This window comes from Sphingosinicella rhizophila (assembly GCF_032378825.1).
Classification (GTDB): domain Bacteria; phylum Pseudomonadota; class Alphaproteobacteria; order Sphingomonadales; family Sphingomonadaceae; genus Allosphingosinicella; species Allosphingosinicella rhizophila.
In genome coordinates, this window is the sequence record NZ_JAVUPU010000004.1 from 321,089 (window position 1) to 347,485 (window position 26,397).

The window sequence follows — 26,397 nt, forward strand, 5'->3', positions numbered from 1 at the left end:
CGAAAACAGGCGGGCAACGGTGAAGGGCCCATCGTCCTGGATCGTGGAATATTACGAAACGAGGCCGCTGTCGCCCCACGGCCGGTTGGGCACGGCGAGCGGCCCGTCCAGGCGCACTAAATCTAATCTAAGTTATAGCGATCGTAGAGATTTTTTTCACTTCCTGGGGATATTGGGGAGCGATGATATCGGTTCAACTCACCCCCATTCGACCGGAACGGAAGTTCCACCGCAAGAACGTCTCTACAGTGGCCGGCTATCGGAGCGGCATGATCCGGGCGACAGTCGAGATCGCGGATTTGTCCGTTGCGGGGCTGAAGATCGTGACGGCCAGCCCGATGAGTGTCGGAAGCCGCATCTGGATCAGGATTCCGATGCTGGAACCGCAGGAATGCGTCATCGCCTGGGTGGATGGTTGCACGGCGGGGTGCCGCTTCGAAAAACCCCTCCACCCCGCCGTTCTGGACGTACTCGTCCAGACTCATGCAGCCGGGCGCTGAATCAGCGATGCCTAATTAGGGTCCGGACCCCAGGCAGCCGCATGAGTTTCTGACCTGCCCGGATCCGGCACCCCTCCTCGATGTCTTGGCAAAGGGCGAAGCCCGGTGGCGCAAAGAGGAGTATGGTCGAACCATGTTCGAACCAGCCCATTTCCTCGCCCTTGGCGATCCGCGCGGCGCAGGCGATACGCCTGGGACCGCCGGCCCGGATGGACCGACTCGCGTCCAGAAAATGCAGGCGAATGCTGGCCACCAGAATCGCCGCGACCGGAACGAGCATGATGCTATGGCCGTGCCGATCCAGTCGGGCCCGGATCGATGCCCGCTCGTTCTTGCAGAACAGATTCTCGACCCGTTTCAGCGCGATCGGATTGACGTTCCAGGTGTCGCCCGATCGATAGACCACCTGTTCGACGGTCAGATCGTGGGGCGCATGAAAGCGATGATACATGCCGGCGGTGAGACGAAGGGTGGCATATTGCCCGCCTTCGAAGAGCGACGCATCTTCGTCGTCGCCCAGCAAGTCCGTCAGCGCATATGGGAAGCCCTTGGCCTGGTAGAGCCGGCCTTCCCGGATGCGCCCGCACGCGCCGACGATCGCATCGCATGGGCTCGCCAATATGTCCGGGTCCGGATCGAAGATACGGGCGCCTTCCTTCAAAGCTCGCGTGAAACCATCGTGCAGGCTCTTGAACCGCGATGAGGCCGCGTCGCTCAAATCCACGTCCGCGAAGAAGCGCCACAAGGCGATCGAGGCGGTCCGGATCAAGGGCTGCTCGATCTTGCTGAACCAGCCCATGAACCGGGTGGCGGCGCGCCGGGGCAGGCGGTTGGTAAGAAGGAAGTTGATGTCCTCCTGCAGCAGGATTTTCGAGATAGCGTGCCGCATTGTCAAAAATCGGTCTCGCAAAGCCTGTAGCGCCAGAGCCGGTGACCACCGGATTGAGCATGATCGCCGCATATTCGGCAGGCGCCGCCCTGCTCGTCGCCTCTTTCACGAAGGGCCGCGAGCGGCTTGCCTTGTCGCGAGCCAAGCATGGATCGCTCGCCGGCCATGTCCGCCTGGCCAAGCGCATCGCTTCGTTCATTCCCTATTATGCGCATGGGCCGGATCTTTTCTTTCGAATCGACGGCGCGCCCGAAGCGATCGCGGCGAAGCGGCGCGAGGGCTTCGAGCGCCTGTCCCGCCTGTTCCAGAAGCGTTTCCCGAAGAGCCTGGCGCTGACCTGCGAGGTCAGGACGGGCCTTTCCGACCTTCAGTTCACCGCCACCTATCGGGTCCCTTTCCAGTTCCGGAAGATGGTCGGCGAGCATCTCGCCGTCGGCGCCTTCCTGCAGGCGTCGGACGGCGTCACCGTCACCGATCTCGACGGCAACCTTTTCTACGACCTGACCGGATCCTATGGGGTCAATCTGTTCGGCTATGATTTCTACAAGAGCTGCATCCGCGAGGCCGTCGAGCAAGTGGATGCGCTCGGGCCGGTCCTGGGTTCTTATCATCCCGTCGTGGCCGACAATGTCCAACGCCTGAAAGCGATATCGGGACTGGACGAGATGTCGTTCCACATGTCGGGCACGGAAGCGGTGATGCAGGCGGTGCGGCTCGCCCGCTATCATAGCGGACGCAGTCACGTGGTCCGCTTCTGCGGGGCCTATCATGGCTGGTGGGACGATGTGCAGCCGGGCGTCGGCAACCCGCTGCCGGCGAACCGCACCTACACCTTGGCCGACATGTCCGAAAGGACTCTGACGGTGCTGGCCCGGCGCCGCAACATTGCCTGCGTGCTCGTCAATCCGCTGCAGGCGCTTCATCCCAACCAGGCGGCGCCATCCGATTCCACCCTGATCGACAGCGGTCGGCGGGCGGGGTTCGACCGCGACGCCTATGGCGCCTGGCTGAAGCGACTGGCCGAAGTCTGTGCCGCAAACGGAATCATCCTGATCTTCGACGAGATATTCGTCGGCTTTCGCCTCGCCCCGGGCGGGGCCGCGGAATATTTCGGCATCCGGCCCGACATGATCACCTATGGCAAGACCTTGGGGGGCGGACTTCCGATCGGAGTGTTGTGCGGCCGCGCCAGTTTGATGAGGCGCTTTCGCGACGGCCGGCCGGCCGACATCTGCTTCGCCCGCGGGACCTTCAACGCCCATCCCTATGTCATGGGGGCGATGAACGCCTTTCTGCGTCGGCTGGAAACGCCGGCGGTGCGGGCGCTCTATGCGAATCTGGACGCGCGCTGGAACCACCGTGCCGAAGCGATCAACCGTCGTCTCGCCGAGCAGGATCTGCCGGTCGAGGTCGCCAATCTTTCGTCGATCTGGACGGTCTGCTACACGCGGCCGTCGCGCTACAATTGGATGTTCCAATATTATCTCAGAGCGGAAGGATTGGCGCTGAGCTGGGTCGGGACGGGCCGGCTGATCTTCAGCCTCGATCATGGCGACGCGGAATTCGAAGCGGTCGCCGACCGCTTCATTGCCGCCGCCAAGGCGATGCGCGACGACGGCTGGTGGTGGAGCAATCCAGGCACCACCAACCGCAGGCTCCGCCGCGACATCCTGAAGGAAATATTGGGGCGCCGGCTTCGCTGACCCGGACCGGTGCATGATCGGATTGGACAAGCGGCGCCCCGCATGGGCCTGGGTCAATGCGCCTCGTGGACCAGGCCGACGTCCATGCCCCGCCGCTGCCGGATGAGGCGCAAAGGCGCCCTGTGATAGAGTTTGATGTCGTTGAACGGATCGGTGACGATCTTCGTCGCCCAGACCAGTCCGGTCCTGACATCGTGGATGAAGAAGAGTTGGATGGTCCGGAAGACGAGGCCGCCAATGCCGAGCATCAGCCACATCAGGCCGACATGGCGCACGAACTCCACGAATCCGTGATGCATTTCGAACAGACCGAAAAGGGTCGGATTGAAGAAGAGGAAGAGCGGGCTCAGTGCCCAGAGGGTCATGAACACCCATTTGCGGGCGAGATTGTAGCCCAGCTTGACCTCTTCCTTATATTCGTGAGTCGCCTGATTGATCTCGTCATAACCCTTGGGCTCGAAGAAGAAGTGACCGGCCTGGCGGCTGAGCATCGCCACGCACCATGCGAGAAGGCTGGCGACTGCCACATCCTTGAAGGCGATCACATAAGCGGAGACGAAAGTGCAGGCACTGACGAAGTGCAGGCTCTGGTTGACCAGGCTGTGGTGATAATAACGATGATCGTCCCACCGTTGTTCGGCGAGGAGTTCCCTGAAGCTGCTCATCAATCCACCTCATTCACAAGTTCGAGCGTGGGCCCGGTAGCCGCTTCCACCTTCACGAATCGAAGCAGGAAGAAGTGACCGAAGGGCGGCAGGGGACGCCGCTCCTCTAGCTGGATCGAAGGCTTGCCGTTCGCCCAGCCAAGATAACGGGACCAGGGGAATTCGGTGCGCCAGCCGAGGCGGCCCGTCAGCGGCATCAGGCCCTTTTCGATGGCGCCGCGCATGCCCCGTTCGGCACCGATGCGGGTGGTGATGATGATTTCCCCGCCCGGCCTCACCACCCGCGCGAACTCGTCCAGCGCCCGTTCCGGATTGGGCACGGCGGTGACGACATATTGCGCGACCACGACGTCGAAGAAATCGTCGGCATAGGCGAGACGCTCCGCATCCATCACCTCTACGGCATCGATGTTGGAAAGGCCGAGCCGGTCGACGCGCCGGCGTGCCTTTTCGAGCATTGGCACGGAAATATCGACGCCGTGGATACGGCATGCGTCCGAATATGAAGGCAGGGAAAGGCCGGTGCCCACACCCACTTCGAGGACACGTCCGCCCACCTTTTCCGCCGCGTCGACCGCAGCGTTGCGGCCGAGGCGGAACACCGGCCCGAACATGAGATCATAAATGGGCGCCCAGCGGCCATAGACGGCGGCGATCCGGTCTGCATCCGCCACGAAGCCATTGACGTGGGGTCCCTGCTTTCGTCGATTTTCGAACGACTTCCGCGCGACGGAAGAGAAACCAGCGTCGGCTTCCGGCATGCCAATATCACCTCTTCACTTCGCTTCATCAGCCAAGTCGCGCCAAGGACTGGTTCGACGGATCATGAAGCTTCTTAAATCGTCCTGGTGACAGCCTTTGCATCGGACTTATTTCATTTTCACGACACGCCGGACAGAACACAGATGTTCTTTCCGATAGTCAAAAGTCGGTCACAAAGACGCAACCAACACGACTTGTTCTTCGCCTGAAGGCGGCCTCATGAACGCATTTCAACCGAGCCACTAGGAACCACGGGGATGGCGTCTTCATCAAGATTGGTGGAAGCTCTTCGGGAAGCGCCGAGGCCGATGGCCAAGGAGCAGGCGCAGCAGCCGGTGCTGCCGGGATGGATCCAGGACCCCGAGCATCGCGAGCCGCATGGACCGCGCCTCGGTTTCCGCACCGTGTGGATTTCGGACCTTCATCTGGGAACCCCCGGATGCAATGCGGAACTGCTGTTCGATTTCCTCCGCTCCATCCAGTGCGACACGCTCTATCTGGTCGGCGACATCATCGACGGCTGGCAGCTGCGGAAGGGCTGGTATTGGCCGCCGCGGCACAACGACGTCGTCCGCTGCGTGCTGAAGCAGGCCAAACGCGGGACGCGCGTGATCTATATTCCCGGCAATCATGACGAAGCCTTCCGGGACTATGTCGGCCTGCATTTCGGCGGCGTCGAATTGCTGCCGGAAGATATCCACGTCACCGCCGACGGCCGCCGCCTGCTGGTGTTGCACGGCGACATGTTCGACAATGTCGTCCTCTATGCCAGGTGGCTCGCCTTCCTTGGCGACCATGCCTACACCTTGCTGCTCAAGAGCAATGCCCTCGTCAACGCCTTCCGGCGCATGTTCGGCCTGCCATATTGGTCACTGGCGGCCCACCTCAAGAAGCGCGTCAAGAATGCCGTCCAGTTCATTTCCCGCTTCGAGGAAGTGGTCGCCCATGCCGCGCTCGACCGGGGCGTGGAGGGAGTGGTGTGCGGCCACATCCACTCCGCCGAAATCCGGCAGTTCGGCAGCATCACTTACTATAATGACGGCGACTGGGTCGAAAGCTGCACCGCCCTGGTCGAGCATTTTGACGGCCGGATGGAAATCATCGACTGGGCCGCGCGGAAGCGCGAGAGCGCCAGGATAAGGGCCGAGGCCAAACCGCGATTGGCGGTACCGGCTTGAGGATCGCGCTCGTCACCGACGCCTGGCACCCGCAGGTCAATGGCGTTGTCCGGACCCTGGGAATGACGGTCGACGGCCTTCGCGGCCTTGGCCATCACGTGGAAACGGTCACGCCCGACCAGTTCGCCGCCGTGCCTTGTCCCTCCTATCCGGAAATACGCCTGGCGCTCGGCTGCGGAAGAAGGGTCGGCCGCCGCTTGACGGACCATGATCCCGATGCGGTGCATATCGCTACCGAAGGTCCGCTTGGCTGGGCGGCACGGCGATGGTGCCTGAAGCGGGACATGCCCTTCACCACGTCCTTCCATACCCGCTTCCCGGATTATGTCGCGGCCCGTACCCGCCTGCCGGCCGACTGGTTCTGGCCGGCGGTTCGCCGCTTCCACGGGCCTGCGCGCCGGGTCTTCGCCGCCACCGAGACGCTCGCCGCCGAACTTCGCCAGCGGGGACTGCCGCGCACCCATATCTGGTCGCGCGGCGTGGACGTGACCGCATTCTCCCCGGATCGCCCGCTTCTGCCCGCGATGGCCGGCCTGCGACGACCAATCCAGCTCTATGTCGGCCGGGTCGCGATCGAGAAGAATATCGAGGCGTTCCTGACTAGCCGGGTCGAGGGGAGCAAGATCGTGGTGGGCGACGGCCCCGCCCGGGAAGCGCTGCAGCGCCGCTTTCCGGAGGTGCACTTCCCCGGCATGCTTCATGGCGGGGATTTGGCGTCGGCTTATGCCTCTGCCGACGTCTTCGTCTTCCCGAGCCGCACGGACACGTTCGGACTGGTGATGGTCGAGGCGCTCGCCAGCGGGCTTCCCGTCGCGGCTTATCCGGTGCGCGGCCCGATCGACGTCGTCGGTGCGGAAGGGCGCGGCATCGGCAGGCGCAGCAGCCATCGGATCGGCGCCTTGGACGAGGATCTGGACACGGCGATACGGGCCGCGCTCACTGTGGACCGGAAGGCGTGTGTCGAGGAGGGGCGCCGATTCAGCTGGCACGCCTGCACCGCACAGTTTCTGGCGGGACTGCAGCCGCGCCATGCGGCCATGCCGGCGGCAGCCAAGAGCCGGATATCCGTAGATCCGGGCGCGCCTTCGAAGGCGCTAATCGGCGCAACCAAGCTCGGCTGACGCTCAGCTCAGCGCCGCGCCAGGCCGAGCGCGCGCAGCAGCATCCAAACCGCCGCCGCCGATGCGACCGCCAGCAGCCCGGCCAGAAGGGTGCCGATCGGCGACGTCGCCCACGGCAAACCGCCGGTATTCATGCCGAATATGCCCGTGATGAAGGTTGCCGGCAGCACCAGCGCGGTCAGGATCGAAAGCACATAGAGATTCTGGTTGGTTCGCTGCGCCGCCTGCGAATCCATTTCGTCGCGCAAGAGACGCAATTGGGTCTGGGTCGCGACCACATCCGCATCGACGGCGAGGATACGCTGGGAAACCCGCTCCACCGTCGGAAGCAGGGCCTCCGGCAGATCCTCGTCCTGCTCGATGCGCTGGAAGACGGCGCGCATCCCGCCGAGCAAGCGGTGAAGCTGCACGGCCCGCCGGCGGACATTGGCCATGGCGCGCGCATCGGGCGAGCGGCCGTCATCGAGCAGATCGTCTTCGGCCTTCAGCACCGTTTCGTTGAGGCCGCGCACCAGATCCGTCTCCGCTTCGATCACCGCATCGACCAGCAGATCGAGCGCGGTGGCGGCGGTCGGCACCCGCGCGCCCGCCGCGATCCGTCCGCGGATGATATCGGCGCATCGGAGCGGGTGGTGGCGGGCAGTGACGATGAAGCGCGGGCCCAGCACGAAACGCAGCGCTCCCACCCGATCGACGATCCGGGCATCGAAGTCCCGCTCGAAATCGTGGAGCACGCAGCCGAGGAAACCCTGGTCGACCAATGCACTTTGGTGCACATCCTTCGCCAGCAGCAACGTCCGTATTGCTTCCGGAAATGCGGTTTCGTTCTCGATCCAGTGCCGGGCCCGCTGGTCGACCAGGTTGAGATGCAGTCAGCGAAACAGCCCGGCATCCTCGCCTGGAAGGGCCAAGCGTTCGATTTCCGATATGTCTCCGCCGGTAAAATCCAGGCCCCAGATGAGCTCCGCCGAAGATCGGCCCGGTCCGCCGCGAACGAGATCCTGCATTGAGGCACTCCTGTGCAGCAGCCTGTGCGAGTCTCCGGATCATTGACCCCGAATGCGACGGTATCAAGACTGCCGAAGCCGGGGACGAAGACGACCGGCAGAAGTGACGCAAGGGCAAGCGGAGCCATGGCCGCCCGCTGCGCGCTTGTCACGGCAGAAGCAGCGGCTAGGGTCCGCTCGCAAGAATCGCACGGCCTGGCCGGCGGCGCCGAACGAAAAGGAAATGCCCGAATGTCCGACGAGTTGATCCTGACAGAGGAGGATCAGGAGACCTTTGTCCCGCGGGATCATGACTGGCTTTTGCTGCAACTCGTCAATTGGGCGAAGCTCGGGATCGAAACCGGCGTGACATTGTGCGTCGGCGGGCAGCTGGTGTCGGGAACCTTATGCAGCCAGAAGCAATATCTGGAGGCGATGCGATCGGCTTTTTCGGCCAATCTGAAGGGATCGCAGGCGGTAGCCGGGGCGCTCGACGAGGCCTTCGCCTCCATGCTGAAGTCGACCGCGGAGACGGACAGTCTGCCGCAGCCGAATCCAAAATATATCCACCTCAAGGACGCGCGCGTCTTCGGCGGCGCCACCGCGATGCCCACTGCCCATGGCGTGTGGTGGCGGGGCAGGATCGCGGAGGTGGACGGGTTCCATTTGGGCGCGCTGAAGAGCGCTTGAGACCCATATAGACGGATCCGCCGCGTGCCGATCAATCCGGCTTCAGATCGGGACGCTCCGCCACCTGGATTGTTTTGCCTGCCCGCAGGGCAATGACCAAACCCGCCAGCGCGAGCAATCCGCCCGCGGCCGCCAAAGTGGACCAGCGATAGCCTTCGAACAGGGTCGACAGCGTCATGGCGATAACCGGTACGAGCACGCTCGAATAGGCTGCCTTCGCAGGCCCGATCTTCCGGATCAGCGAGAAATAGAAGGTGAAAGCCAAAGCCGAAGCGAGCAGGCCCAGATAGAGAAGCCCAACCCAGTAACCCAGGCGATATTCGATCGACGGCGGCCCATAGAACAGCCAGGCTGTAACGACATTGGCGATCACGCCATAAGTCATGCCCCAGGCCAGCATGGCCGCTATCGGACGCCGGCGGAGGCTTTCCGAGGCCTGCATGACATTGGCGGCGGACGCGGAAAGAACGCCGAGGATGGTAAGGCCGATGCCGAGCACGACTTCCGACGATGCCGCGTTGCTGCCACGCATTTCATGGATGAAGAGCAAGGCGACGCCGACCACCGCCACCGCGGAACCGGCCAGGAAGCGGCCTGTCGTCCGGTGCCGCAGGAACAGCCAGCCAAGCGCGCTGTTGGGCACGAGCAGCAATGCGAAGACGACCGCGACCAGGCCCGACGTGATATGATGTTCGGCCAGATAGACGAAGTTGAAGTTGAGGAAGAATTGCGAAAGGCCGAACATCAAGGCGAGCGCATGTCCGTTTCGCCCGATGTTCAGCGATATGCCCGTCGCTGCGGAATAAGCGAACATCGCCGTGGCGGCGATGGCGAAACGATAGGCGATCGACCAGGCGGGCGGGACTGGACCCAATTGATCGCGGATGACGATCCAGGTCGATCCCCAGATGAGGGTGACGAGAAGGAAAGGAAGCAGGACGCCGAGCTGGCGAAACCCGGTATCCTGGTCGCTCACAGCTCTTCGAGCGCCACGGCCAAAGCCTCGATGGCCGCAGGATCGCTGTCCCACGCCGTCACCAGCCGAACCTCGCCCGGCACCCAGTCGTAGAAATCGAAGCCCTTGTCGCGCAGCGTCCGCACTTGATCCGATCCGATCTTCAGGAAGACTTCGTTGATTTCGACCGGATAGGCCAGCCAATCGCCCGCCGCGGCGGCGATGCGCGCGGCATGTCGATTGGCCGTCCGGGCGTTGCGGAGCCAGAGATCGTCTTCCAGCATGGCGAGCAATTGCGTGGCCAGGTAGCGGCCCTTGGAAAGAAGATGCCCGCCCCGCTTGCGGCGGAACAGGCTCGGCTCGATATCGCGCCCGCCGAACAGGATCAGGACTTCCGTGCAAAGGCCGCCATTCTTGGTGAACCCGAAGCTTAATGCATCGACGCCGGCCCGCCAGCTGAGATCCGCAGGCGAACAGCCAAGTGCCGCTACGGCATTGGCGAAGCGGGCGCCGTCGAGATGAAATCCCAGCCCCCGTGCGCGACAGAGATTGCCCAGCGCCGCGACTTCCGCCGGCGTGTAGACGAGACCATATTCGGTCCCGTTGGTGATGGAGAGCGCGGCCGGCCTGACCCTGTGGACCTCGCTGCCGATGGCGTCGAGCACCGCCGCCACGCCGGCCGGACTGAGCTTTGCCCCTTCACCGTCCGCCAGCAACAGCTTGGCGCCGTGCGTGTAGAATTCCGGAGCGCCGCATTCGTCGAGCTGGATATGGGCGTCGCGGTGACAGACAATGCCCCCGTAAGGCGGACAGAGTTCCGCCAGCGCGAGTGCATTGGCCGCGGTTCCGGTCGTGACCCAGATGGCCCGAACTTCGGTTTCGAACAATTGCGAAAAGGCAGTGTCGAGCCGCGCGCTCCAGGCATCGCCGTCATAGGGTATGTCGGGCCGATTGGCCGCGGCCAGGGCCGACATGACCTCCGGGCAAACGGCGGCGGCATTGTCCGAAAAGAAGCGCATGAACTGGGCCATAGACCAGGGCCGGGCAAGGTCAACGCCGATCTTTCCCGGCTGAAAATGCGACGAACTGCAGGCAATGTTTACGACAATTTAGGTGCCTTGCGGCTAGGCTTGCCGTTCCGATCATCAGGACCAGAGGCAATGGGCGCAGAAAATTTCGTCGAAGCTCCGAAATCCGGCAACCGAAAGGCCAGGCGCGCACGCGTGCTGTTGGCGGTGCGCCTTGAAACGGACGCAGGCAACGAAATCGAAGGCCGGCTCAGGGATCTGTCGCGCAAGGGCGCGCTGGTCGAATGTATGGCGGTGCCGCCGGTCGGCAGCCAGGTGACGTTCAAGCGCGGAAAGACGATCGTGCCGGCCAGGATCGCCTGGACCGGCGGCAACCGGGTCGGTCTGGAATTCGCATTCATGATCGATGAAAGCGAGCTGTTGGTCCAATTGGGCGGCAAACCGGATGAATCGGCGCAGCGCTATCGCCGGCCCCGCCTGTTCGACGAGTTGAGCGAACAGGACAGGAAGCGCGCGCGCGTCTGGGGTGCGTCCGTCGGGCTTGCCGTCCCGGGAGAGTAAGGTGCCCGGCCCCGCGTTTGCGCATCGCATCCGTCGGAAATTGAGCCAATGCTTCGGGATTGTCCGATGGACCTGACCGGCCAACTCGCCTTCGAAAACTCTTCGGAGCACCGCAAATCCGAACGGCGCGACGTCGCACTCGGGGCCGGCCTGCGCCAGCGCGGAGCGTCGAGCGTGACCGTCGAGATCCTGGATCTTTCGGTCCATGGCTTCCGCGCAGAGACCCATCTGGAACTCGAACCGGGCACCGATCTCTGGCTGAAACTGCCCGGCCTCGAGAGCCTGCACGGACGCGTCGCCTGGATGCGGGGTCACCTGCTCGGCGGAGAGTTCGTGCGGCCGCTGCATCCCGCCGTGCTCGACATGATCGTCAGCAAAGCCTCTGGACGATGAGCCGTCCAGCTTCACATTATATTAGGGCCTCCCTGTTACGCGGGTGAAATGAAGCTCGATCTCTCCTCTCGCGCGGCCGGCCTTATTCCTGTCATCGCGCAGAGACTCGATGCCCTCATCGCCTGGGCGACACATTTGTCGGCCCGGCAGGCCCTGATCGTGAGCGGCATTTCGATCGCAATCGTTGGCTTTATCGACTTCCTGACCGGTCCCGGCATGTGGTTCGGCCCGTTCTATCTGCTGCTCATCTGCCTGCCGACCTGGACGATCGGCTGGCGGGCCGGTTGCGCCATGGGTTTTGCCTGCATGGGGCTCTCGATCATGGTCAATGGCGATGCCTATCCGCTGGGCGGCGCCGCCATCGCCTGGAATTTCGCGATGCGCATCCTGTCCGTGGCCATGATCCTAGTGCTGATTTCCGGAATGCGGCGTTCCTATGATCGCGAATGGCGCCGCGCCCGGCGCGACGCCCTGACCGGTGCGCTCAATCGGCAGGCCTTCCACGAACATGCCGCTGCCAATCACGACCCCGAAGGCTGGGGTATCCTGGCTTATGTCGATCTGGACGGATTCAAGCAGATCAACGACCGGCACGGCCATGCCGCCGGCGACGAAACATTACGCGCCTTTGCCAAGGAGGTACGCACCGCGATCCGGACGGGGGACATCTTCGCCCGCGTCGGCGGCGACGAGTTCCTGCTCTTCCTGCCCGTCGGCAGCGAGACCGAAGGCTATCGCGTTGCGCGCCAGTTGCACGAACGGATGAACGAAATCCTGGGCCATATGGATCATCCCCTCCGGTGCAGCATGGGCGTGCTGATCCTCGATCCGCGCCCCGCGAGCTTCGTCGATGCCGACGTCCACCTGGCGGACCAGTTGATGTACCAGGCGAAGCGCGAAGGCGCCGCCCTTCGCGCCGCCACCATGACCGCCTTGTGCAACCATGAAGGCTTCATCGCCTTTTCCGAAGATGTCGACGACAGGATGGCGACGGGCCTCGCTCTGGTGCGCTGAAGGTCGGGACCGATAGGATCCTCCCAACGCCGCTGGGCAGAATGGTCGGACATGAATAATAGCGGTCGCGCTCTATCGTCAGCTTGAGAAGCGCCTTCCGGTGTATCCGGATACTCGTGACATGGCGCGGCGTTGGATCGCCAGATACTTCCATTCGATCCGAAAGGGTTTAGATCGTGCCAATGTTGGCCGTTCGTCAGGCGATCCAGCGGCAGATCCATGACTTTGTCGGCTTTGGCACGGGCGTGGTGGATCTCGATCTCCCGAAAGGCGATCCGGGCCTGTTCGGGCCCGGCACGATGGCCTGGAGGGTCCATGCCGACTTCACGTCGATGATGATCGGCGGCGTCGCCGCGTTGCTGCTGCAGATGCTCCATCCGCGGGCGCTTGCGGGGGTTTGGGATCATTCCGATTTCCGCCGCGACATGCCCGGCCGCTTGCGCCGCACCGCCCAGTTCGTGTCCGGCACGACCTATGGCGCGACCGGCCAGGCCCTGCAGCTGATCGAACGCGTCCGATCCATCCATGACCGCGTGCACGGCACCCTCCCCGACGGTTCTTCCTATTCGGCCAATGACCCGGATCTTCTGACCTGGGTCCATGTCGCCGAGGTCAGCAGCTTCATGCGCGCCCATATGCGCTATCACCAACCGCATTTGTCGAAGGCCGAACAGGACGAATATTTCGCGCAGACGGCGACGATCGCCGAGCGCCTCGGTGCAACCTGCGTGCCACGGTCCCGTCCCGGCATCCAAGCCTATCTGCATTCCATCCGCCCCGAGTTGCGCCACGATTCGAGGACGCGTGAAGTGGCGCGGGCGTTGCTCGACCAACCAGCTCCGCGACTTGCCGCAAAGCCTTTCGGCCAGGTGGTGCTGAAGGCCGGGATCGACTTATTGCCGGACTGGGCGGCCGAGATGCATGGCTTCCGCCTTGGCATCGACAGGCATGCCGCCCGGGCAGGCGCCCGAAGCTTCGGCGCCGTGCTGCGCTGGGCCTTGCGGGACGGATCCGCGATCAGGGCCCGACGCCGGGTCGACGCCTAGAGATTGGATAGAGGCTGATTCACGTCATCGGCGAAAGCGTGAAGTGCTTCCGCCTCAAACGATCGGCTCTCAGGCCGCGTTCCGCATAGAAGATGGTGCTGCCGGTGAGGATTGAACTCACGACCTCAGCCTTACCAAGGATGCGCTCTACCACTGAGCTACGGCAGCATCGCCTTTTGCGGGGACGCGGCGCTATGGCCGGGCGGCCCTGCCCGTGTCAAGGCGGCTTGCCGCGGGCACCGGTCTTCGCTTAGCTTCCGCCATGACGAAAAGCGACGACGAACGGGCGAAACGATTGGCCGAGGCGCTTCGCCAGAATCTGCGCCGACGCAAAGCGCAGGCGCGGGGCGAGCCGCCGTCGGACTCCGCACCTCAAATCCCGCCTGGCGAGGCGGATCATTAGAGCGGCCTGCAAACCTCTTCGAGCCAGGCCTTCGCTTCGCCCTCGAGCTGCGGCCCGACAATTTCCACGACCTTGGTGTGGTAGGAATCGAGCCAGTTCAACTCCTCCGGCGTCATCATCCCGGCATCGATCAAGGTCCGATCGATCGGTGCGAAGGTGAGGGTTTCGAAGCCCAGCAGCTTCTTTTCGGCACCCTCGACCGTTTCGGGAACTATGAGCACCAGATTCTCGATCCGGATCCCATATTCCCCGGATTTGTAATAGCCGGGCTCGTTCGAGCAGATCATCCCGGCGCGAAGCGGTTCGTCACCTCCCGCCTGCCCGGCCCCGGCCGGCGCGATGCGCTGCGGCCCTTCATGAACGGCGAGGTAGGAGCCGACGCCGTGGCCGGTGCCATGCGCGTAATCGAGGCCTGCGGCCCAGAGAAATTGCCTGGCCAGGACATCGAGTTGGGTGCCGCGGGTTCCTTCCGGAAAGATTGCCCGAGCCAGCGCGATATGGCCTTTCAGGACGCGGGTGAAGCGGTCACGCATTTCCGCGCTCGGCCTTCCGACCGCGATCGTCCGCGTGACGTCGGTGGTTCCGTCCGGATATTGGCCGCCGCTATCGACCAGATAGAGCGTGCCCATCTCGATCGGCCTGTTGGTCGCTTCGGTGACGCGGTAATGGACGATCGCGCCATTGGGGCCGGCCCCCGAAATCGTGTCGAAACTCAGATCGCGCAGGTTGCCGCTTTGCGCGCGAAAATCGTGAAGCTTGGCGGAGGCCGTCAGCTCGTCGATCCCGCCTTTGGGAGCCTCGACGGAAAGCCAGTGAAGAAAGCGGGCAAGGGCTGCCCCGTCCCGTGCCTGGGCGGCGCGATGGCCTCCGATCTCCGTCTCGTTCTTGATCGCCTTGGGGAGGACGGCAGGATCCCGTTTCGGCACGACCTTGGCCTTGGCGGCTTCCAGCGCATCGAAAATCGCGGCAACGGCGCGCTCCGGATCGGCGACGATCGTTCGTCCACCCAGCTGGGCGAGGAACGGCTCGAAGGCATCGCGCTCGTGCACGCGAACGCCATTGCCAAGATGCTGGCGGACGTCGTCGCCGATCTTTTCCGAAGCGACGAACAGATCGGCGGTGCCGTCGGCATGGACCAAGGCGAAGGACAAGGCGACGGGGGTATGATCGACATCCTGGCCGCGAATGTTGAAGGTCCAGGCGATCGAATCGAGGGCGGACAGCACGGCCGTATCGGCCTTCGCCTCCTTAAGCCATGCGGCCATGTCCTGGCGCTTGGCGGCCGAGGATTTGCCGGCATGACGATCGGGGTGAACCACCAGCCGCGCATTCGATGGCTCCGGCCGGTCGGCCCATATCGCATCGATCGGATTGCGGTGCACGGCCACCAGTTCGGCACCGCGTTCGGCAAGCGCCGCACGCGCCCGCGTCACCCAATCCTTGGTGTGCAGCCAGGGATCATAGCCGATCCGGCCGCCGTCCGGCGCATGATCCTTCAGCCAGTCGGCGATGCTCGTTTGCGGTACTGACTGAAAGCTCCAGTGCCGTCCGTCGACCTGGTCGCGGACCTGGAGCGTGTACCGCCCGTCGGTGAAGATCGCCGCTTCTTGGGGCAGGACGGCGGCGGCCCCGGCCGATCCCTGAAAGCCCGTGAGCCAGGCGAGCCTTTGCGCATAGGTTCCGACATATTCGCTCATATGTTCGTCGGTGAGCGGCACCACGAAACCGTCGAGCCGGTCGTTGCGAAGCTGTTCGCGGAGCGCGGCGAGGCGCGCATCATAGGTGGACATAATATTTTCCCAAGGCGGTGACGGTCCGCTAATTAGGGTTCGGACCCGTAAAAAGCGAGGCCGTGACGGCGTGACAGTATGAGGGCAAGGACGCGCAGGCGTCAGATTCTGCCACCACAGGCGGTCGCGGTTCCTGCCATTTCCGCTTATTCCCAGAAAGAAGAGATGACCAAAGCCTCCGACCTTCCCGCGCCTCCCTGCGCCGAGCAGCGCCCCCACAGCTACGAGCGTCACGGCCGGCACATCGAGGACCCCTATTCCTGGCTGAAGGACCCATCCTATCCCAAGGTCGATGATCCCGAGGTGCTGGGCTATCTGAAGGCCGAGAACGACTATTTCGAGGCGGCGATGGCGCCGCATCGCCCGCTCGTCGAGACCTTGTTCCAGGAAATGAGGGCGCGGCTGAAGGAGGACGAATCGAGCGTCCCCATACGAAATGGCGACTGGCTCTATTGGTGGGCGTTCAGGCCAGGCGCGCAATATCGGACATGGTATCGCAAGCCGGCCGGCGGCGGCGCGGAGCAGATCCTTTTGGACGAAGCGACCGAGGCCGAAGGCTCGGACTATTACAAATTGGGGGCGATGGCGGTGAGCCCCGACGGCAGCCTCGCCGCCATCCAGATCGACGATGACGGCTCGGAACGGTTCAAGCTCCGCATCCGCGACATCGCGGCCGGCACGGACATCGAGACGGTGACCGAAGTCGGCATCGGCGCTCCAGTGTGGGCCAGCGACGGCAAGGCCATCGTCTTCACCGAGGTGAACGAGAATTGGCGCAGCTACCGTGCCCGCCTGCACCGGCTCGGGCGGCCGGCCAGCGAGGACCAGACGCTTTATGAAGAGACGGAGGATGCAGGCTTTTCGGTCGATGTCTCACGATCCCAGGATCGAAGCCTGATCTTCATATCGGCCGGCGACAATGCGTCCAACGAGGTCCGGTTCGTGCCGGCCGGCGATCCCGAGGCGCCGCCCACACTGATCGCGCCGCGCATGGCCAAGCGGCTCTATTCGGTCGATGCCGCCCATGGCAGGCTGTGGATCCTGACCAATGACGAGCATGTGAATTTTCGCCTGGCGGAGGCCGATCCCGCCCGGCCGGGCGAATGGAAGACCCTGATCCCCGGATCCGATCGGGTCTATCTGACCGGACTGACATCCTATCGCGACCATCTGGCCATTGCGGCGCGCGTCGATGGCCTCGACCAATTGCTCTTGCGGAACTATTCCGGGGAAGAGCGAAGGCTGCCTTTCCGGGAGGCCAGCTACAGTGCCGCCTTCACCGGCAATCCGGATTATGCGCCCGAAGCCTATCGGTTGACCTATTCGTCGATGGTGACACCGACCACCGTCTATGATTATCACCCGGCCGACCAGAGGCTGGAGGTGCTGAAGGTCCAAGAAATCCCGTCCGGCTATGATCCTGCTCTGTACGCCACCGAACGCCATCTGGTGCAGGCGCGCGACGGCGAGCGGATTCCGGTTTCGCTGGTCTATCGCAAGGATCGCAGGCAGAAGGGGGGCAATCTCTTCCTCTATGCCTATGGCGCTTACGGCCACGCGATCCCGCCCGGCTTCTCGACCAGCCGGATCAGCCTGCTCGACCGCGGCTATGTCTTCGCCATCGCCCACATACGCGGCGGCGACGACCTGGGCTATCAATGGTATCTGGACGGGAAGCTCGACAAGAGGACCAATACGTTCAACGATTTCGTCGACACGGCGAAGGGATTGATCGGGCTCGGTTTCACCCAGGCCGGCAGGATCGCGATCGAGGGGGGATCGGCGGGCGGCGAATTGATGGGCGCCGTCATCAACAGCGACCCGGCCCTGTGGGGCGCGGTGGTGGCCGACGTACCCTTCGTCGACGTGCTCAACACCATGCTGGACGATAGCCTTCCGCTCACGCCAGGCGAATGGCCCGAATGGGGCAATCCGATCACCGACAAAGCGGCCTTCGACACGATCCGCAGTTACTCGCCCTACGACAATGTGAAGGCGCAGGCCTATCCGCCGCTGCTGATCACCGGCGGCCTCAACGATCCCCGCGTGACCTATTGGGAGCCCGCCAAATGGGCCGCCAAGCTGCGGGCCACCAAGACGGACGACAATCTGCTGCTCCTGAAGATCAATATGGGCGCCGGCCATGGCGGCAAGTCGGGACGCTGGGAGCAGCTCCGCGAGGTGGCCGAGGCCTATGCCTTCGTGCTTACGCAGATGGACGATTGAAATCCTCCCCGGGAGTTTCCTGGGGAGGGGGTCGCGCACTTTGCGATGGAGGGGAATGCCGAGGCCTTGGGAAATGTGCGATCGATGGATGAAGCCTTTGCAGGTGCGGGGGGCCTGATACAGATGGCGGCGGCGGCCCCTCCATCAGCCTATAGCCGGCTCCCCTTTCCTTTAGGGAGGATCCAATAGTCACGCCCTTCGAACGCCAGATCACCGCTCAGCCGGAAGACATCGACGAGCTCGGTCACGTCAACAATGCGGTCTGGGTGCGGTGGATTCAGGATATGGCGACGGCCCATTGGAATGCCGTCGCAGCGACCGCGCATCGTGATGCCTATATCTGGGTCGTGACCCGGCACGAGATCGATTATCTGCGCTCGGTGGGCCCGGGCGAGACCGTCATCGGCCGGACCTGGGTGGGAGATGCTCCCAAGGGCGCGCGGTTCGATCGACATGTCGAATTTATCGGAGAGGACGGAAAGCCGCGCGTCCGCGCCCGAACGACCTGGGCGATCCTGGACAAAGCCACGGGACGGCCGTTGCGCGTGCCGCCGGACGTGGCGAAGCCCTTTATCGCCTAATCGTTCAAGGCCGCGATCACGGAGGGATAGGCCGCGGGATCGACAGCGAAACCCATATGGGTGCACGCCATCTCGATCTGGCGGTCGCTTTCCCCTTCCCGGCCACGTGCCGAACGCGGCGCGACGATGCCGTCGCAGCGCGACCACAAGGCTATGGTCGGCACCGGCGGCTTGGCCGGTATGTTCACCTCGATCGGCGGCTGATCGACCGGGTGGCCGGCGATCCATTCATAGAGGCGCCAGGCATTGTTGGCGCGCGGATCGCCGGAAAAGGGCGTGCCCATCGTCACCACCCTAGCCACCAGATCGGGGCGCAGCTTGGCGACCTCGCGGGCGAAGATCCCGCCGAGGCTCCAGCCGATCAGGATCACCTTCCCGCCTTTGCCGAACCGCTCCACGCCGGCGAGCAGCCGTTGCAGCGTATCCGCCCGCGCACCGAGGTTCACACCCATGTCCCAGCCGGTCGCGCGATAGCCCGCCTTCGCCAGCGCGCGCTGAAGGCCGAGCGTCGAACGGTCGGAACCGAGGAAGCCGGGGATCACCATCACTCTCTGTCCGCTGCGCGGTCCGCGTTCGCCAAGCCGACCGAATGTCGAATAGGCACGCCTAAGCAGCGACCCGCCTTCCCGCCAAAGCATGGCGGCCGGCGGGCGGCTCTCGTCAGAGATATTCACCGCCCATCAGACCCTGCAGCGCCTTGGGGAGCCGCACCCGCCCGTCCGCCAATTGGTGATTTTCAAGCAAGGGTACGAGGATGCGGGGGCTGGCCAGCGCCGTATTATTGAGCGTGTGGACGAAACGCACCTTGCGATCGCCGTCGCGCCAGCGAAGGTTCGCCCGGCGCGCCTGCCAGTCGTGCAGCGTCGAGCAGCTGTGCGTCTCCCGATATTTTCCGAGCGACGGCACCCAGCTTTCGATATCGTTCATCCGAAATTTGCCGAGGCCCATGTCCCCGGTCGACGCCTCGATCACCTGATAGGGGATTTCGAGATCGCGCAGCAGCCCTTCGGCATTGGCGAGCAGGCGGCCATGCCATTCGGCCGACACGGCATCGTCATCCTCGCAGATCACATATTGTTCGAGCTTGTAGAATTGGTGGACGCGGAGCAGCCCGCGCACGTCGCGGCCGGCGCTTCCCGCCTCACGCCGGAAGCAGGGCGAATAGCCGGCATAGAGGATCGGCAGCTTGTCGGCCTCGAGAATCTCGCCCGAATGCAGGCTGGTCAGCGCGATCTCGCCGGTGCCGGCCAGGTAGAGATCGTCCTTCGGAATCTCATAGGCCTCCTCCTCATGGCCCGGGAAATGGCCGGTGGCGACGAAAGCATGCGGCCGCGCCAGCGCCGGCACGGTCATCAGGCTGAAGCCCTCGCCCGCCAGCCGCTGCTGCGCCCAGAACATCAGGGCCTGTTCCAGCAAGGCCAGCCGCCCTTTGAGGCAATAAGTACGCGATCCCGAAACCTGGGTGATCCGGCCGAGTTCGGCCCAGTCGTTCATCTCGAGGAGCGCGACATGGTCGCGCGGTTCGAAATCGAACTCCGGCAACCTGCCCTCGGTGCGGACGACGACATTGGCGCTTTCGTCCGGCCCGACCGGCGCGCCAGCCCAGGGAATGTTCGGCAGCCGCAGCATCAAGGCATCGAGCGCCGCCGAATTCTCCGCGAGCTCGGTTTCGATGGCGGCGGCGCGGGCCCCAAATTCCTTCGCCTTGGCGCCGAGCGTCGGCCGATCGGCAGGATCCGCGGTCTTGAAACTGTCGCTGATCGCATTGCGTTGCCGCCGAAGTTCGTCGACTTCACCCTTCATGGAGCGCACCGCCGTATCGAGCGCGAGCAACGCGCCAAGGTCGAGCGACACATTCTTGTCGGCGATCGCCCTTTCGACGACCTGCTGATTTTCACGAATGAAGTTGAGGCTGAGCACGACGCGAAGCGATCCTGGCTGAATGAATGAAGGCGGGAAGGCTTATGGCAGCGGTTGCGATAATCGCAAGTCGGCCGCTGGCGGCCGGCTTAGGCCAGAGGCGCATGGCCGGGCATCGCCGCACGAGCCAGCCAGATTTGCGAAGCACCTGTGGTCTTCGGCCAGCGCCTCAAGCCCGCCGATCGGCGGTCGGCCCCCTGCAAGCAGGAGTCCTAACCGTCAGCGAACGCCAGATCGCGATAAGGAGACCCCTGGCGGGCGATGCGCCGCCCCTGCCCGGTCAGGCGGTATCCGACCGCGCCGACGGCCGGCCGGTTGCTCGGCCCTGCTTCGGCCAGGCCCTTACGGACCAGCGAAGACAAGGCGTCCTCGGCGACGATGCGCGCGCCATATGGTTCGAAATCATCCAGAGCCAGAACGAGGCGCCTCAGCGCCACCCTTTCGGCCTTGGTCAAAGCATGCCCATTGTCCTGATCGAGATGCACGAGAGCCACCTTTCGAATCGAATCGGGGAGCGTCATTCTAACCTGGATCAGGCATCCTGGCGATGCGGCACCGGCGCCTCGACGGCCTTGGCGGGGATGCCAAAGGCGTGTGCGGCCCAGCTCCGGACGACCTCTTCGGGTTTCGGGATGTGCGGGGCTCTGAAGGCGGTGCTGGCGGAGACGGAGGGATTCGAACCCTCGGTAGGAGTAATCCCCCTACGGCGGTTTAGCAAACCGCTGGTTTCAGCCACTCACCCACGTCTCCGAGCTTCGGCGCGGTCGGGCCTATATAGGGCCGATCGGAATCGTTCAACCGGATAGAATCGCTCCCTTTCGATCTGGTTGCCGGACATCGTGAAGGCGTTTGTTCGGCTTCGGCCGTCATTCGCGGACGAAATGGTAGGCGACGTGCGGCTGCGCGGTGAAGGACAATTTAGGAGCCGAGGCTCCGCCGTAGAATTCCATCCGCTCGAAGGGGCCGCCTTCGCGGCCGCCGGTCATCTGCTCGTAGGTGCGCGGGCCATCGGACCCAATGATTCTTCTTGCTGTCCGATTCCAAAGTCGGGGCCCGATCGCCGGCCGCGGCGATCTTGAGATCGTTCTTGGATCCCAGCGCTCCAAGCAAGCCTGGAAGACCCGGATTCGATCCGGCGCATGACGGACTCGGGTCGTCGCCCGTTCATTGCAGGGAAAGCCTTGAGAGGATTAAACTTCATCTCCAGTGTGTCGGGGGTAAAGAATGTCCGGATCGAGGTTGATGAAGCTGATTGCGGCGGCCAGCTTGGCCGTGATGGCCAGCGGCAGCTTTGCGCAGATCACCCGCATCGATCCCAACACGGTGAGCGACCCGGGCTGGGAACAGCCGGCCGCGCCGCAAGCCCAAAGCGAGTATCAGCCGGTGGACCCGGGGCCCCAGGACGTGAACGAATCGCGGGCGAGCGAGGAAAGCGCGGCGACGCCGGACAATGATTTTCGGCAGCGGGCCGAAACCAGCGCCTATGGCGGGCAGGCCACCGTACCGCGCGAAGACGTCTTCAACGCCGCCGAGGGCGTATTTGGCAAGGGAGCCGAGGGCCTCGCTTCGATGATCGAGAAGCTGCTCCAGGAACAAGGCGAGCCCAATGCCTATATCAGCGGCCGCGAGGCGGGCGGAGCGTTCGTCCTCGGCGTCCGCTACGGATCGGGCACGCTCCATCACCAGGTGGAAGGCGACCGGCCGATCTACTGGACCGGACCGTCTGTAGGTTTCGATTTCGGCGCCGACGCCAGCAAGGTGTTCGTGCTCGTCTACAATCTGTACGACAGCCAGCGCATCTTCAGCCGCTATCCCGCGGCGGAGGGCCATGCCTATGTGGTAGGCGGCTTCACGGCGAGTTATTTGCGCAAGGGCGATGTCGTGTTGATCCCGGTCCGGCTGGGCGTCGGCCTGAGGCTCGGCGTCAATGCCGGCTATATGAACTTCACCGAGAAGAATCGCTGGCTGCCGTTTTAAGCCAAATCCTGCCTGCAGGGACGGATCGTTCAGTTCACCATCCGCATCAGGGCCTCGATCCTGTCGGCTTCCCCCGCCGGCTTGTCGGTGCGGATCCGCGAAATGCGCGGGAAGCGCATGGCGAGGCCGGATTTGTGGCGCTTGCTCAGGTGGAGGGAATCGAAGGCGACTTCCAGCACCAGCGTCTTTGCCACTTCCCGCACCGGACCGAAACGCTGTATCGTATTGTTGCGCACGAAGCGGTCGAGCCACTTCAACTCGTCGTCGGTGAAGCCGAAATAGGCCTTGCCGACCGGGAGCAGTTCGCCCGCCTTGGTCCAGCAGCCGAACGTATAGTCGGAATAATAAGAGGAGCGTTTGCCGCTGCCCCGCTGCGCATACATCAGCACGCAATCGGCGACGAGTGGATCACGCTTCCATTTGTACCAATGGCCGACCTTCCGGCCAGGCGTATAGGGGCTGTCCCGCCGCTTCAGCATGACGCCTTCGATCGCCGCGTCGCGGGCGGCGGCGCGTAGTTCCTCCAAGGCCTCGAAGCTCGGCGCATCGATCAATGCGGAAAGGTCGAAGCGCGCCGGATCGAGGGCCGGTACGAAGGCTTCCAGCCGCTGCCGCCGCGCGCTCCAGGCCAAGGGACGAAGATCCTCGCTTTGTTCGATCAGCAGATCGTAGAGCCGGACGAAGGCAGGATATTCATCGAGCATGCGCGCCGAGACCGTCTTGCGCCCCAGCCTTTGCTGAAGTGCGTTGAAGCTGGCAGCGGCGCCGCCGTGCCGATCCGCCCCCTGGACTTCGCCTCGGACCAGCAGTTCGCCATCGACCACCGCATCGCGGCCGAAAGCCTGGGCGACTTCGGGAAAGCTGTGGGTGATGTCGTCGCCCGCACGGCTGTAGAGCCTCGTCTGGCCAGCAACCCGGACGATCTGGACCCTGATGCCGTCCCATTTCCATTCCGCCGCATAATCGTCCAGCGACAGCCGCAGAGCCTCGAGCGGATGGGCCAGCATGAAAGGCCGGAAGACGGGAACATTGTCCAGAGTCGGCTGGGCACCGAGCCCCTCCGCCCAAGCGAAAAGCGGCGCATAAGGCGGTTTCAGCCCATGCCAGACCTCTTCGACGGCATCGACGTCGATCCCGAAGGCCTGGGCCAGAGCCGTCTTGGCGAGTCGCGCGGAAATGCCGATCCGGAGCGAACCGGTGGCGAGCTTCAGCAACGCGAAACGGCCGCTCGCATCGAGATGGTCGAGCATCTGGGCAAGTGCCGCAGGCGCTTCGGAACGCCCCAGCGACTGCAGCCGATCGACCACGGTGGCGAGACGCAAGGTGCCGTCGTCGATCTCGGCCGGCTGTTCCACCCGTTTCGGCCAGAGCAGGGACACGGTTTCGGCAAGGTCGCCGACATAATCCCGGCTCATGTGGAACAGAACCGGATCGACCCTCTCCTCGACGATCGCGCGGATCGCCGCCGCTTTCACCGCGGGAAGGTCCAGGCTGCCCGTCAGGGCCGCAAGCGCATAGCCGCGATCCGGATCGGGGGTACGGCGAAGATAATCGCCGATCAGCTTCAGCTTGCCGTTGCGCGAGCGGGTATAGACGAGGCCGTCGAGGAGCTGGGAAAAATCGCGCATCGCCGCCGTAACGAACGGGCTAGCGCGCAAGGTTCCCTCCCGATGGCCCTCAGATGCAAAAATGGCGAGCCGGGGAACGAGTGCACGCCCGCAATGTTTGATGCGAAAACAGGGGAGAATGCGATGTTGAAATTCATCGGGTGTGCCGTCCTTATCGTAATCGGCCTTGGTCTTCTGGTCTTCTTCGGCCTGCTGGACGCGATCTTCTGACCGCGCTTCAGGATCCTAAACCAGTCGCAGCGCATTGACCGCCACGACCAGGCCCAGGATCAGGAACAGGATCGCGGCCGTGAGACGAATTGCGCGCAAGGGCATGACGACGGCAAGCCTGTCCCCGAGCAATACGGCCGGCAGACTGGCGGCAGCGACCCCTGCGGCGGCGCCTGCTGCCGCAAGAAGCAGCGAATCGAACTGGGCGGCGAGGGCGGCAGTGAGGAATTGCGTCTTGTCCCCGAACTCGAGAAGGAAGAAGCAGCCGGCGGCGGTCAGGAACGGTCCGGTTCGCCAGGTCGCGCCCATGTCCGGCGTCTTGTTGCCAACCAAGCCGGCAACGCCGGCGAAGACCAACGAGACCGCGACCAGCAGCGAAATCGCCCGAAGCGTGATCATCCCGTTGAGCAGAGTGCCGCCAAAGGCTGCGGCCAGCGCATTGGCGATCGCTGCCAGGAATATGCCGGCGAGAACCGGGCCGGGCCGGCCATATCGGGCGGCCAGCGCCATCACGAGCAACTGGGTCTTGTCGCCCCATTCGGCCATGGCCGCGGCGAGAAAGGTGCTGAGGAGCGCGTCCATGCGGGCAGTTTCAGGCGCCAAGCCGGACCGCGACGGAGGCTATCATGGCCTCGGACGCAAGATCGTCCCTGCGATCGCAGCCGATCGCGTCGCCGAGCCGCTCGAGATAAAGAGTGCTGAGGCAGGATCGGACAGCCGGGTTCTCGCCCAGACAGCGTTCGAGCGCCACGGCAAGCCGTTCCACGGGCGCCAGACCATAAGCGGTCGCCAACCGCTTGATCCCCTCGACATTCTCGGCAAATATCCGAAGCGGGAGCCCTTCGGGCAATGCCTGCAGGGCCTCGAGCCTGCCGCACAGCTCGGCCTGCACCACTTTCATCGCATCCGCTTCGGCCCGCATGTCGCCGCCCCCCCATTGGTCGCCGACGAACATGCGCCGATATGGTTACCGGCCTGTTAACACGAAGTCATCGAGGGTGCGTCCGTCCCCAGCCTTGACAGCGAAGGGCTTTTGGGGGCAGAGGCGGCGTCGCATATGAGCGGCGGGGACGCCGCTTTTATTTTTCGCTCCACCTTTCGATAAAGAGGCTGTCATGGCCAAGCCGGCAACCGTCAAGATCAAGCTCGTCAGCACCGCCGATACCGGCTTCTATTATGTGACGAAAAAGAACCCGCGGAACATCACCGAGAAGATGAGCTTCCGTAAATATGATCCCGTCGTGCGCAAGCATGTCGAGTTCAAGGAAGCCAAGATAAAATAAGACGGCTGCCGATCTTGCCGCGACGACAGCGGCCGCGAATCGTCATCCGTCTTCCTTCTTCATTTCCTCCAGCCGCTCGGCGAGGGCCGCCAGGATCATCGCCCAGCCTTCGGCATGAGCGGCAGACTCGTCTGGCGGGCCGCCTTCCTGAGTAAGGACGAGGTCGCAGCCATTCTGCCCCTCCCCGATCTCGACGGTGATCCGGCTTATATCTTCGGAATATCTCGGAACCTGCAGCGTGAACACCAGCCGCCCGGGCCGATCCAGCTCCTCATAGCGGCCGACATGCGCGACATCCTCGCCGTCGCGGCGCTCGACGATCGTGAGGACGCCGCCGACCCGGGGATCGAGCGCAACCTCGACCATCTCGCCGGAAGGCGTGGCGAAGAGCCAGGATCCGACATTCGATTCGTCGAGCCAGGCGTCGAACAGCTGTTCCGCGGACCCGTCGAAATGCCGGCTGACACGGACGGGCGACGATTTCTCCGCCACCCCGGGCAAGACCGGCCGTTCCGCGAGCAAGACGCGCACCGCCTCCACAAATCTTACCACTGAAATCGGTTTGGAGACATAGCCTTCGGCGCCCGCGTCCCGAATTCGTTCCTCGTCGCCCTTGGCCGCATAAGCCGTGACCGCCATCACCGGCACCGCTTTCAGATCGGCATCGGCCTTGAGCTGCTCGATCAGTTCGAGACCGGTGATATGCGGCATCTGGATGTCCATCACGATCAGATCCGGCCGGAAGGCGCGAGCGCGGTCCACCGCTTCGCGGCCGTCCCGGATCGGCTCCGCTTCATAGCCATGGGCACGAAGCAGATCGCAGAAGAGCTTCAGGTTGAGTTCGTTGTCCTCGACAACGAGGATTTTTTGTCCCACGCGCTCATCGTA

Annotated in this window: 29 protein-coding genes, 2 tRNA genes and 1 pseudogene; 14 read left to right on the forward strand and 18 right to left on the reverse strand. The window is 63.8% G+C overall.

The window, feature by feature from the left end; translation table 11 throughout:
* Nucleotides 1-182: 182 nt before the first annotated feature.
* Nucleotides 183-500, forward strand: a complete 318-nt coding sequence (locus tag RQX22_RS10100) for a PilZ domain-containing protein (RefSeq protein ID WP_315726082.1) — start codon at nucleotides 183-185, stop codon at nucleotides 498-500.
* Nucleotide 501: 1 nt separating this feature from the next.
* Here RQX22_RS10100 and asd read toward each other — a convergent pair whose 3' ends face one another.
* The gene (asd, locus tag RQX22_RS10105; protein ID WP_315726084.1) at nucleotides 502-1,389 is read right to left on the reverse strand and encodes an archaetidylserine decarboxylase; all 888 of its coding nucleotides are present in this window, start codon (nucleotides 1,387-1,389) and stop codon (nucleotides 502-504) included.
* Between the two features lie 59 nt (nucleotides 1,390-1,448).
* On the opposite strand from asd, the gene RQX22_RS10110 reads away from it, so the two are divergent.
* Nucleotides 1,449-3,092: an aminotransferase class III-fold pyridoxal phosphate-dependent enzyme gene (locus tag RQX22_RS10110; RefSeq protein WP_315726086.1), complete on the forward strand. Its 1,644-nt coding sequence runs from the start codon at nucleotides 1,449-1,451 to the stop codon at nucleotides 3,090-3,092.
* Between the two features lie 53 nt (nucleotides 3,093-3,145).
* Here RQX22_RS10110 and RQX22_RS10115 read toward each other — a convergent pair whose 3' ends face one another.
* The gene (locus tag RQX22_RS10115) at nucleotides 3,146-3,757 is read right to left on the reverse strand and encodes a hypothetical protein (protein ID WP_315726088.1); all 612 of its coding nucleotides are present in this window, start codon (nucleotides 3,755-3,757) and stop codon (nucleotides 3,146-3,148) included.
* Nucleotides 3,757-4,518 carry a class I SAM-dependent methyltransferase gene (locus RQX22_RS10120; protein ID WP_315726090.1) on the reverse strand — a complete coding sequence of 254 codons (762 nt, stop codon included), beginning with the start codon at nucleotides 4,516-4,518 and terminating at the stop codon, nucleotides 3,757-3,759. Before RQX22_RS10120 ends, RQX22_RS10115 begins: the two co-directional genes overlap by 1 nt.
* Nucleotides 4,519-4,827: 309 nt before the next feature.
* Between RQX22_RS10120 and RQX22_RS10125 the strand changes: the two genes are divergently transcribed.
* Both RQX22_RS10125 and RQX22_RS10130 read left to right on the forward strand, forming a co-directional pair.
* A complete protein-coding gene (locus RQX22_RS10125) occupies nucleotides 4,828-5,697 on the forward strand; it encodes a UDP-2,3-diacylglucosamine diphosphatase (protein WP_410001631.1) in 870 nt (289 codons plus the stop codon).
* Nucleotides 5,694-6,818: a glycosyltransferase family 4 protein gene (locus tag RQX22_RS10130; RefSeq protein ID WP_315726093.1), complete on the forward strand. Its 1,125-nt coding sequence runs from the start codon at nucleotides 5,694-5,696 to the stop codon at nucleotides 6,816-6,818. The genes RQX22_RS10125 and RQX22_RS10130 overlap by 4 nt, the downstream gene beginning before the upstream one ends.
* An 8-nt stretch (nucleotides 6,819-6,826) precedes the next feature.
* Here the strand turns inward: RQX22_RS10130 and RQX22_RS10135 are convergent, their stop codons facing one another.
* Both RQX22_RS10135 and RQX22_RS10140 read right to left on the reverse strand, forming a co-directional pair.
* A complete protein-coding gene (locus RQX22_RS10135; RefSeq protein ID WP_315726296.1) occupies nucleotides 6,827-7,690 on the reverse strand; it encodes a CorA family divalent cation transporter in 864 nt (287 codons plus the stop codon).
* Nucleotides 7,691-7,825, reverse strand: a complete 135-nt coding sequence (locus RQX22_RS10140) for a hypothetical protein (protein ID WP_315726095.1) — start codon at nucleotides 7,823-7,825, stop codon at nucleotides 7,691-7,693. It lies immediately after the preceding gene.
* Between the two features lie 231 nt (nucleotides 7,826-8,056).
* Here RQX22_RS10140 and gvpU point away from each other — a divergent pair, with 231 nt between their 5' ends.
* Nucleotides 8,057-8,494, forward strand: coding sequence for a gas vesicle accessory protein GvpU (gvpU, locus tag RQX22_RS10145; RefSeq protein ID WP_315726097.1), 438 nt, complete (start codon nucleotides 8,057-8,059; stop codon nucleotides 8,492-8,494).
* A 31-nt stretch (nucleotides 8,495-8,525) separates the two neighbouring features.
* Here gvpU and RQX22_RS10150 read toward each other — a convergent pair whose 3' ends face one another.
* Together RQX22_RS10150 and RQX22_RS10155 are read right to left on the reverse strand one after the other, a co-directional pair.
* The gene (locus tag RQX22_RS10150) at nucleotides 8,526-9,470 is read right to left on the reverse strand and encodes a DMT family transporter (protein ID WP_315726099.1); all 945 of its coding nucleotides are present in this window, start codon (nucleotides 9,468-9,470) and stop codon (nucleotides 8,526-8,528) included.
* Nucleotides 9,467-10,468 (reverse strand): threonine aldolase family protein, encoded by a 1,002-nt coding sequence (locus RQX22_RS10155; RefSeq protein ID WP_315726101.1) that lies wholly within the window; start codon nucleotides 10,466-10,468, stop codon nucleotides 9,467-9,469. The genes RQX22_RS10150 and RQX22_RS10155 overlap by 4 nt, the downstream gene beginning before the upstream one ends.
* A 141-nt stretch (nucleotides 10,469-10,609) precedes the next feature.
* On the opposite strand from RQX22_RS10155, the gene RQX22_RS10160 reads away from it, so the two are divergent.
* From RQX22_RS10160 to RQX22_RS10175, 4 genes are all read left to right on the forward strand, one after another.
* Nucleotides 10,610-11,038 (forward strand): PilZ domain-containing protein, encoded by a 429-nt coding sequence (locus tag RQX22_RS10160; RefSeq protein WP_315726103.1) that lies wholly within the window; start codon nucleotides 10,610-10,612, stop codon nucleotides 11,036-11,038.
* A 66-nt stretch (nucleotides 11,039-11,104) separates the two neighbouring features.
* Nucleotides 11,105-11,431, forward strand: a complete 327-nt coding sequence (locus tag RQX22_RS10165) for a PilZ domain-containing protein (protein WP_315726105.1) — start codon at nucleotides 11,105-11,107, stop codon at nucleotides 11,429-11,431.
* Between the two features lie 48 nt (nucleotides 11,432-11,479).
* Nucleotides 11,480-12,445 carry a GGDEF domain-containing protein gene (locus tag RQX22_RS10170; RefSeq protein WP_315726107.1) on the forward strand — a complete coding sequence of 322 codons (966 nt, stop codon included), beginning with the start codon at nucleotides 11,480-11,482 and terminating at the stop codon, nucleotides 12,443-12,445.
* A 182-nt stretch (nucleotides 12,446-12,627) separates the two neighbouring features.
* Nucleotides 12,628-13,491, forward strand: a complete 864-nt coding sequence (locus RQX22_RS10175) for an oxygenase MpaB family protein (RefSeq protein ID WP_315726109.1) — start codon at nucleotides 12,628-12,630, stop codon at nucleotides 13,489-13,491.
* 93 nt (nucleotides 13,492-13,584) lie between these two features.
* On the opposite strand, the gene RQX22_RS10180 is transcribed toward RQX22_RS10175, so the two are convergent.
* Nucleotides 13,585-13,659: transfer RNA gene (locus RQX22_RS10180), tRNA-Thr, on the reverse strand.
* A gap of 94 nt (nucleotides 13,660-13,753) precedes the next feature.
* Here RQX22_RS10180 and RQX22_RS10185 point away from each other — a divergent pair.
* The gene (locus tag RQX22_RS10185; protein WP_315726111.1) at nucleotides 13,754-13,894 is read left to right on the forward strand and encodes a hypothetical protein; all 141 of its coding nucleotides are present in this window, start codon (nucleotides 13,754-13,756) and stop codon (nucleotides 13,892-13,894) included.
* Here the strand turns inward: RQX22_RS10185 and RQX22_RS10190 are convergent.
* Nucleotides 13,891-15,684, reverse strand: a complete 1,794-nt coding sequence (locus tag RQX22_RS10190) for an aminopeptidase P family protein (protein ID WP_315726113.1) — start codon at nucleotides 15,682-15,684, stop codon at nucleotides 13,891-13,893. The genes RQX22_RS10185 and RQX22_RS10190 overlap by 4 nt on opposite strands.
* Nucleotides 15,685-15,849: 165 nt before the next feature.
* Here RQX22_RS10190 and RQX22_RS10195 point away from each other — a divergent pair, with 165 nt between their 5' ends.
* Nucleotides 15,850-17,910 carry a S9 family peptidase gene (locus RQX22_RS10195; protein WP_315726115.1) on the forward strand — a complete coding sequence of 687 codons (2,061 nt, stop codon included), beginning with the start codon at nucleotides 15,850-15,852 and terminating at the stop codon, nucleotides 17,908-17,910.
* 185 nt (nucleotides 17,911-18,095) lie between these two features.
* Nucleotides 18,096-18,491, forward strand: coding sequence for an acyl-CoA thioesterase (locus tag RQX22_RS10200; RefSeq protein ID WP_315726297.1), 396 nt, complete (start codon nucleotides 18,096-18,098; stop codon nucleotides 18,489-18,491).
* Here the strand turns inward: RQX22_RS10200 and RQX22_RS10205 are convergent.
* The 4 genes from RQX22_RS10205 to RQX22_RS10220 all read right to left on the reverse strand — a co-directional run bounded on the left by RQX22_RS10205 (nucleotide 18,488) and on the right by RQX22_RS10220 (nucleotide 21,161).
* The gene (locus RQX22_RS10205; protein ID WP_315726117.1) at nucleotides 18,488-19,036 is read right to left on the reverse strand and encodes an esterase/lipase family protein; all 549 of its coding nucleotides are present in this window, start codon (nucleotides 19,034-19,036) and stop codon (nucleotides 18,488-18,490) included. The genes RQX22_RS10200 and RQX22_RS10205 overlap by 4 nt on opposite strands.
* Nucleotides 19,037-19,151: 115 nt before the next feature.
* Nucleotides 19,152-20,411 (reverse strand): serine--tRNA ligase, encoded by a 1,260-nt coding sequence (serS, locus tag RQX22_RS10210; protein WP_315726119.1) that lies wholly within the window; start codon nucleotides 20,409-20,411, stop codon nucleotides 19,152-19,154.
* A 212-nt stretch (nucleotides 20,412-20,623) separates the two neighbouring features.
* Nucleotides 20,624-20,905, reverse strand: coding sequence for a hypothetical protein (locus RQX22_RS10215; protein WP_315726121.1), 282 nt, complete (start codon nucleotides 20,903-20,905; stop codon nucleotides 20,624-20,626).
* A gap of 163 nt (nucleotides 20,906-21,068) precedes the next feature.
* Nucleotides 21,069-21,161 (reverse strand) — tRNA-Ser (locus tag RQX22_RS10220).
* Nucleotides 21,162-21,653: 492 nt separating this feature from the next.
* On the opposite strand from RQX22_RS10220, the gene RQX22_RS10225 reads away from it, so the two are divergent.
* Nucleotides 21,654-22,388 carry a DUF1134 domain-containing protein gene (locus RQX22_RS10225; protein WP_315726123.1) on the forward strand — a complete coding sequence of 245 codons (735 nt, stop codon included), beginning with the start codon at nucleotides 21,654-21,656 and terminating at the stop codon, nucleotides 22,386-22,388.
* A gap of 29 nt (nucleotides 22,389-22,417) precedes the next feature.
* On the opposite strand, the gene RQX22_RS10230 is transcribed toward RQX22_RS10225, so the two are convergent.
* The 3 genes from RQX22_RS10230 to RQX22_RS10240 all read right to left on the reverse strand — a co-directional run bounded on the left by RQX22_RS10230 (nucleotide 22,418) and on the right by RQX22_RS10240 (nucleotide 25,181).
* On the reverse strand, nucleotides 22,418-24,016 hold the full coding sequence (locus tag RQX22_RS10230; protein ID WP_315726125.1) for a cisplatin damage response ATP-dependent DNA ligase: 1,599 nt from the start codon (nucleotides 24,014-24,016) through the stop codon (nucleotides 22,418-22,420).
* A 225-nt stretch (nucleotides 24,017-24,241) separates the two neighbouring features.
* Nucleotides 24,242-24,808, reverse strand: a complete 567-nt coding sequence (locus RQX22_RS10235; RefSeq protein WP_315726127.1) for a TMEM165/GDT1 family protein — start codon at nucleotides 24,806-24,808, stop codon at nucleotides 24,242-24,244.
* 10 nt (nucleotides 24,809-24,818) lie between these two features.
* Nucleotides 24,819-25,181 carry a hypothetical protein gene (locus tag RQX22_RS10240; protein ID WP_315726129.1) on the reverse strand — a complete coding sequence of 121 codons (363 nt, stop codon included), beginning with the start codon at nucleotides 25,179-25,181 and terminating at the stop codon, nucleotides 24,819-24,821.
* A gap of 160 nt (nucleotides 25,182-25,341) precedes the next feature.
* Here RQX22_RS10240 and rpmG point away from each other — a divergent pair, with 160 nt between their 5' ends.
* Nucleotides 25,342-25,509 (forward strand): 50S ribosomal protein L33, encoded by a 168-nt coding sequence (rpmG, locus tag RQX22_RS10245; protein WP_315726131.1) that lies wholly within the window; start codon nucleotides 25,342-25,344, stop codon nucleotides 25,507-25,509.
* A 42-nt stretch (nucleotides 25,510-25,551) separates the two neighbouring features.
* Here rpmG and RQX22_RS10250 read toward each other — a convergent pair whose 3' ends face one another.
* On the reverse strand, nucleotides 25,552-26,049 hold the full coding sequence (locus tag RQX22_RS10250; protein ID WP_315726300.1) for an SRPBCC family protein: 498 nt from the start codon (nucleotides 26,047-26,049) through the stop codon (nucleotides 25,552-25,554).
* Nucleotides 26,026-26,385: pseudogene (locus RQX22_RS10255) on the reverse strand (response regulator); the annotation flags it as partial. The gene RQX22_RS10250 and the pseudogene RQX22_RS10255, both read right to left, overlap by 24 nt.
* Nucleotides 26,386-26,397: the final 12 nt, after the last annotated feature.

What these genes read in the sequence shown, in the direction of transcription:
- RQX22_RS10170 (WP_315726107.1), top strand. Translation starts at nt 11,480, where the DNA reads ATGAAGCTCGATCTCTCCTCTCGCGCGGCCGGCCTTATTCCTGTCATC.
- RQX22_RS10140 (WP_315726095.1), bottom strand. Translation starts at nt 7,825, where the DNA reads ATGCAGGATCTCGTTCGCGGCGGACCGGGCCGATCTTCGGCGGAGCTC.
- gvpU (WP_315726097.1), top strand. Translation starts at nt 8,057, where the DNA reads ATGTCCGACGAGTTGATCCTGACAGAGGAGGATCAGGAGACCTTTGTC.
- RQX22_RS10165 (WP_315726105.1), top strand. Translation starts at nt 11,105, where the DNA reads ATGGACCTGACCGGCCAACTCGCCTTCGAAAACTCTTCGGAGCACCGC.
- RQX22_RS10230 (WP_315726125.1), bottom strand. Translation starts at nt 24,016, where the DNA reads ATGCGCGATTTTTCCCAGCTCCTCGACGGCCTCGTCTATACCCGCTCG.
- RQX22_RS10110 (WP_315726086.1), top strand. Translation starts at nt 1,449, where the DNA reads ATGATCGCCGCATATTCGGCAGGCGCCGCCCTGCTCGTCGCCTCTTTC.
- RQX22_RS10125 (WP_410001631.1), top strand. Translation starts at nt 4,828, where the DNA reads ATGGCCAAGGAGCAGGCGCAGCAGCCGGTGCTGCCGGGATGGATCCAG.
- RQX22_RS10120 (WP_315726090.1), bottom strand. Translation starts at nt 4,518, where the DNA reads ATGCCGGAAGCCGACGCTGGTTTCTCTTCCGTCGCGCGGAAGTCGTTC.
- RQX22_RS10115 (WP_315726088.1), bottom strand. Translation starts at nt 3,757, where the DNA reads ATGAGCAGCTTCAGGGAACTCCTCGCCGAACAACGGTGGGACGATCAT.
- RQX22_RS10100 (WP_315726082.1), top strand. Translation starts at nt 183, where the DNA reads ATGATATCGGTTCAACTCACCCCCATTCGACCGGAACGGAAGTTCCAC.
- RQX22_RS10205 (WP_315726117.1), bottom strand. Translation starts at nt 19,036, where the DNA reads ATGGTGATCCCCGGCTTCCTCGGTTCCGACCGTTCGACGCTCGGCCTT.
- asd (WP_315726084.1), bottom strand. Translation starts at nt 1,389, where the DNA reads ATGCGGCACGCTATCTCGAAAATCCTGCTGCAGGAGGACATCAACTTC.
- RQX22_RS10235 (WP_315726127.1), bottom strand. Translation starts at nt 24,808, where the DNA reads ATGGACGCGCTCCTCAGCACCTTTCTCGCCGCGGCCATGGCCGAATGG.
- RQX22_RS10185 (WP_315726111.1), top strand. Translation starts at nt 13,754, where the DNA reads ATGACGAAAAGCGACGACGAACGGGCGAAACGATTGGCCGAGGCGCTT.
- RQX22_RS10190 (WP_315726113.1), bottom strand. Translation starts at nt 15,684, where the DNA reads ATGTCCACCTATGATGCGCGCCTCGCCGCGCTCCGCGAACAGCTTCGC.
- RQX22_RS10160 (WP_315726103.1), top strand. Translation starts at nt 10,610, where the DNA reads ATGGGCGCAGAAAATTTCGTCGAAGCTCCGAAATCCGGCAACCGAAAG.
- RQX22_RS10225 (WP_315726123.1), top strand. Translation starts at nt 21,654, where the DNA reads ATGAAGCTGATTGCGGCGGCCAGCTTGGCCGTGATGGCCAGCGGCAGC.
- RQX22_RS10195 (WP_315726115.1), top strand. Translation starts at nt 15,850, where the DNA reads ATGACCAAAGCCTCCGACCTTCCCGCGCCTCCCTGCGCCGAGCAGCGC.
- RQX22_RS10155 (WP_315726101.1), bottom strand. Translation starts at nt 10,468, where the DNA reads ATGCGCTTCTTTTCGGACAATGCCGCCGCCGTTTGCCCGGAGGTCATG.
- RQX22_RS10175 (WP_315726109.1), top strand. Translation starts at nt 12,628, where the DNA reads ATGTTGGCCGTTCGTCAGGCGATCCAGCGGCAGATCCATGACTTTGTC.
- RQX22_RS10240 (WP_315726129.1), bottom strand. Translation starts at nt 25,181, where the DNA reads ATGTTCGTCGGCGACCAATGGGGGGGCGGCGACATGCGGGCCGAAGCG.
- rpmG (WP_315726131.1), top strand. Translation starts at nt 25,342, where the DNA reads ATGGCCAAGCCGGCAACCGTCAAGATCAAGCTCGTCAGCACCGCCGAT.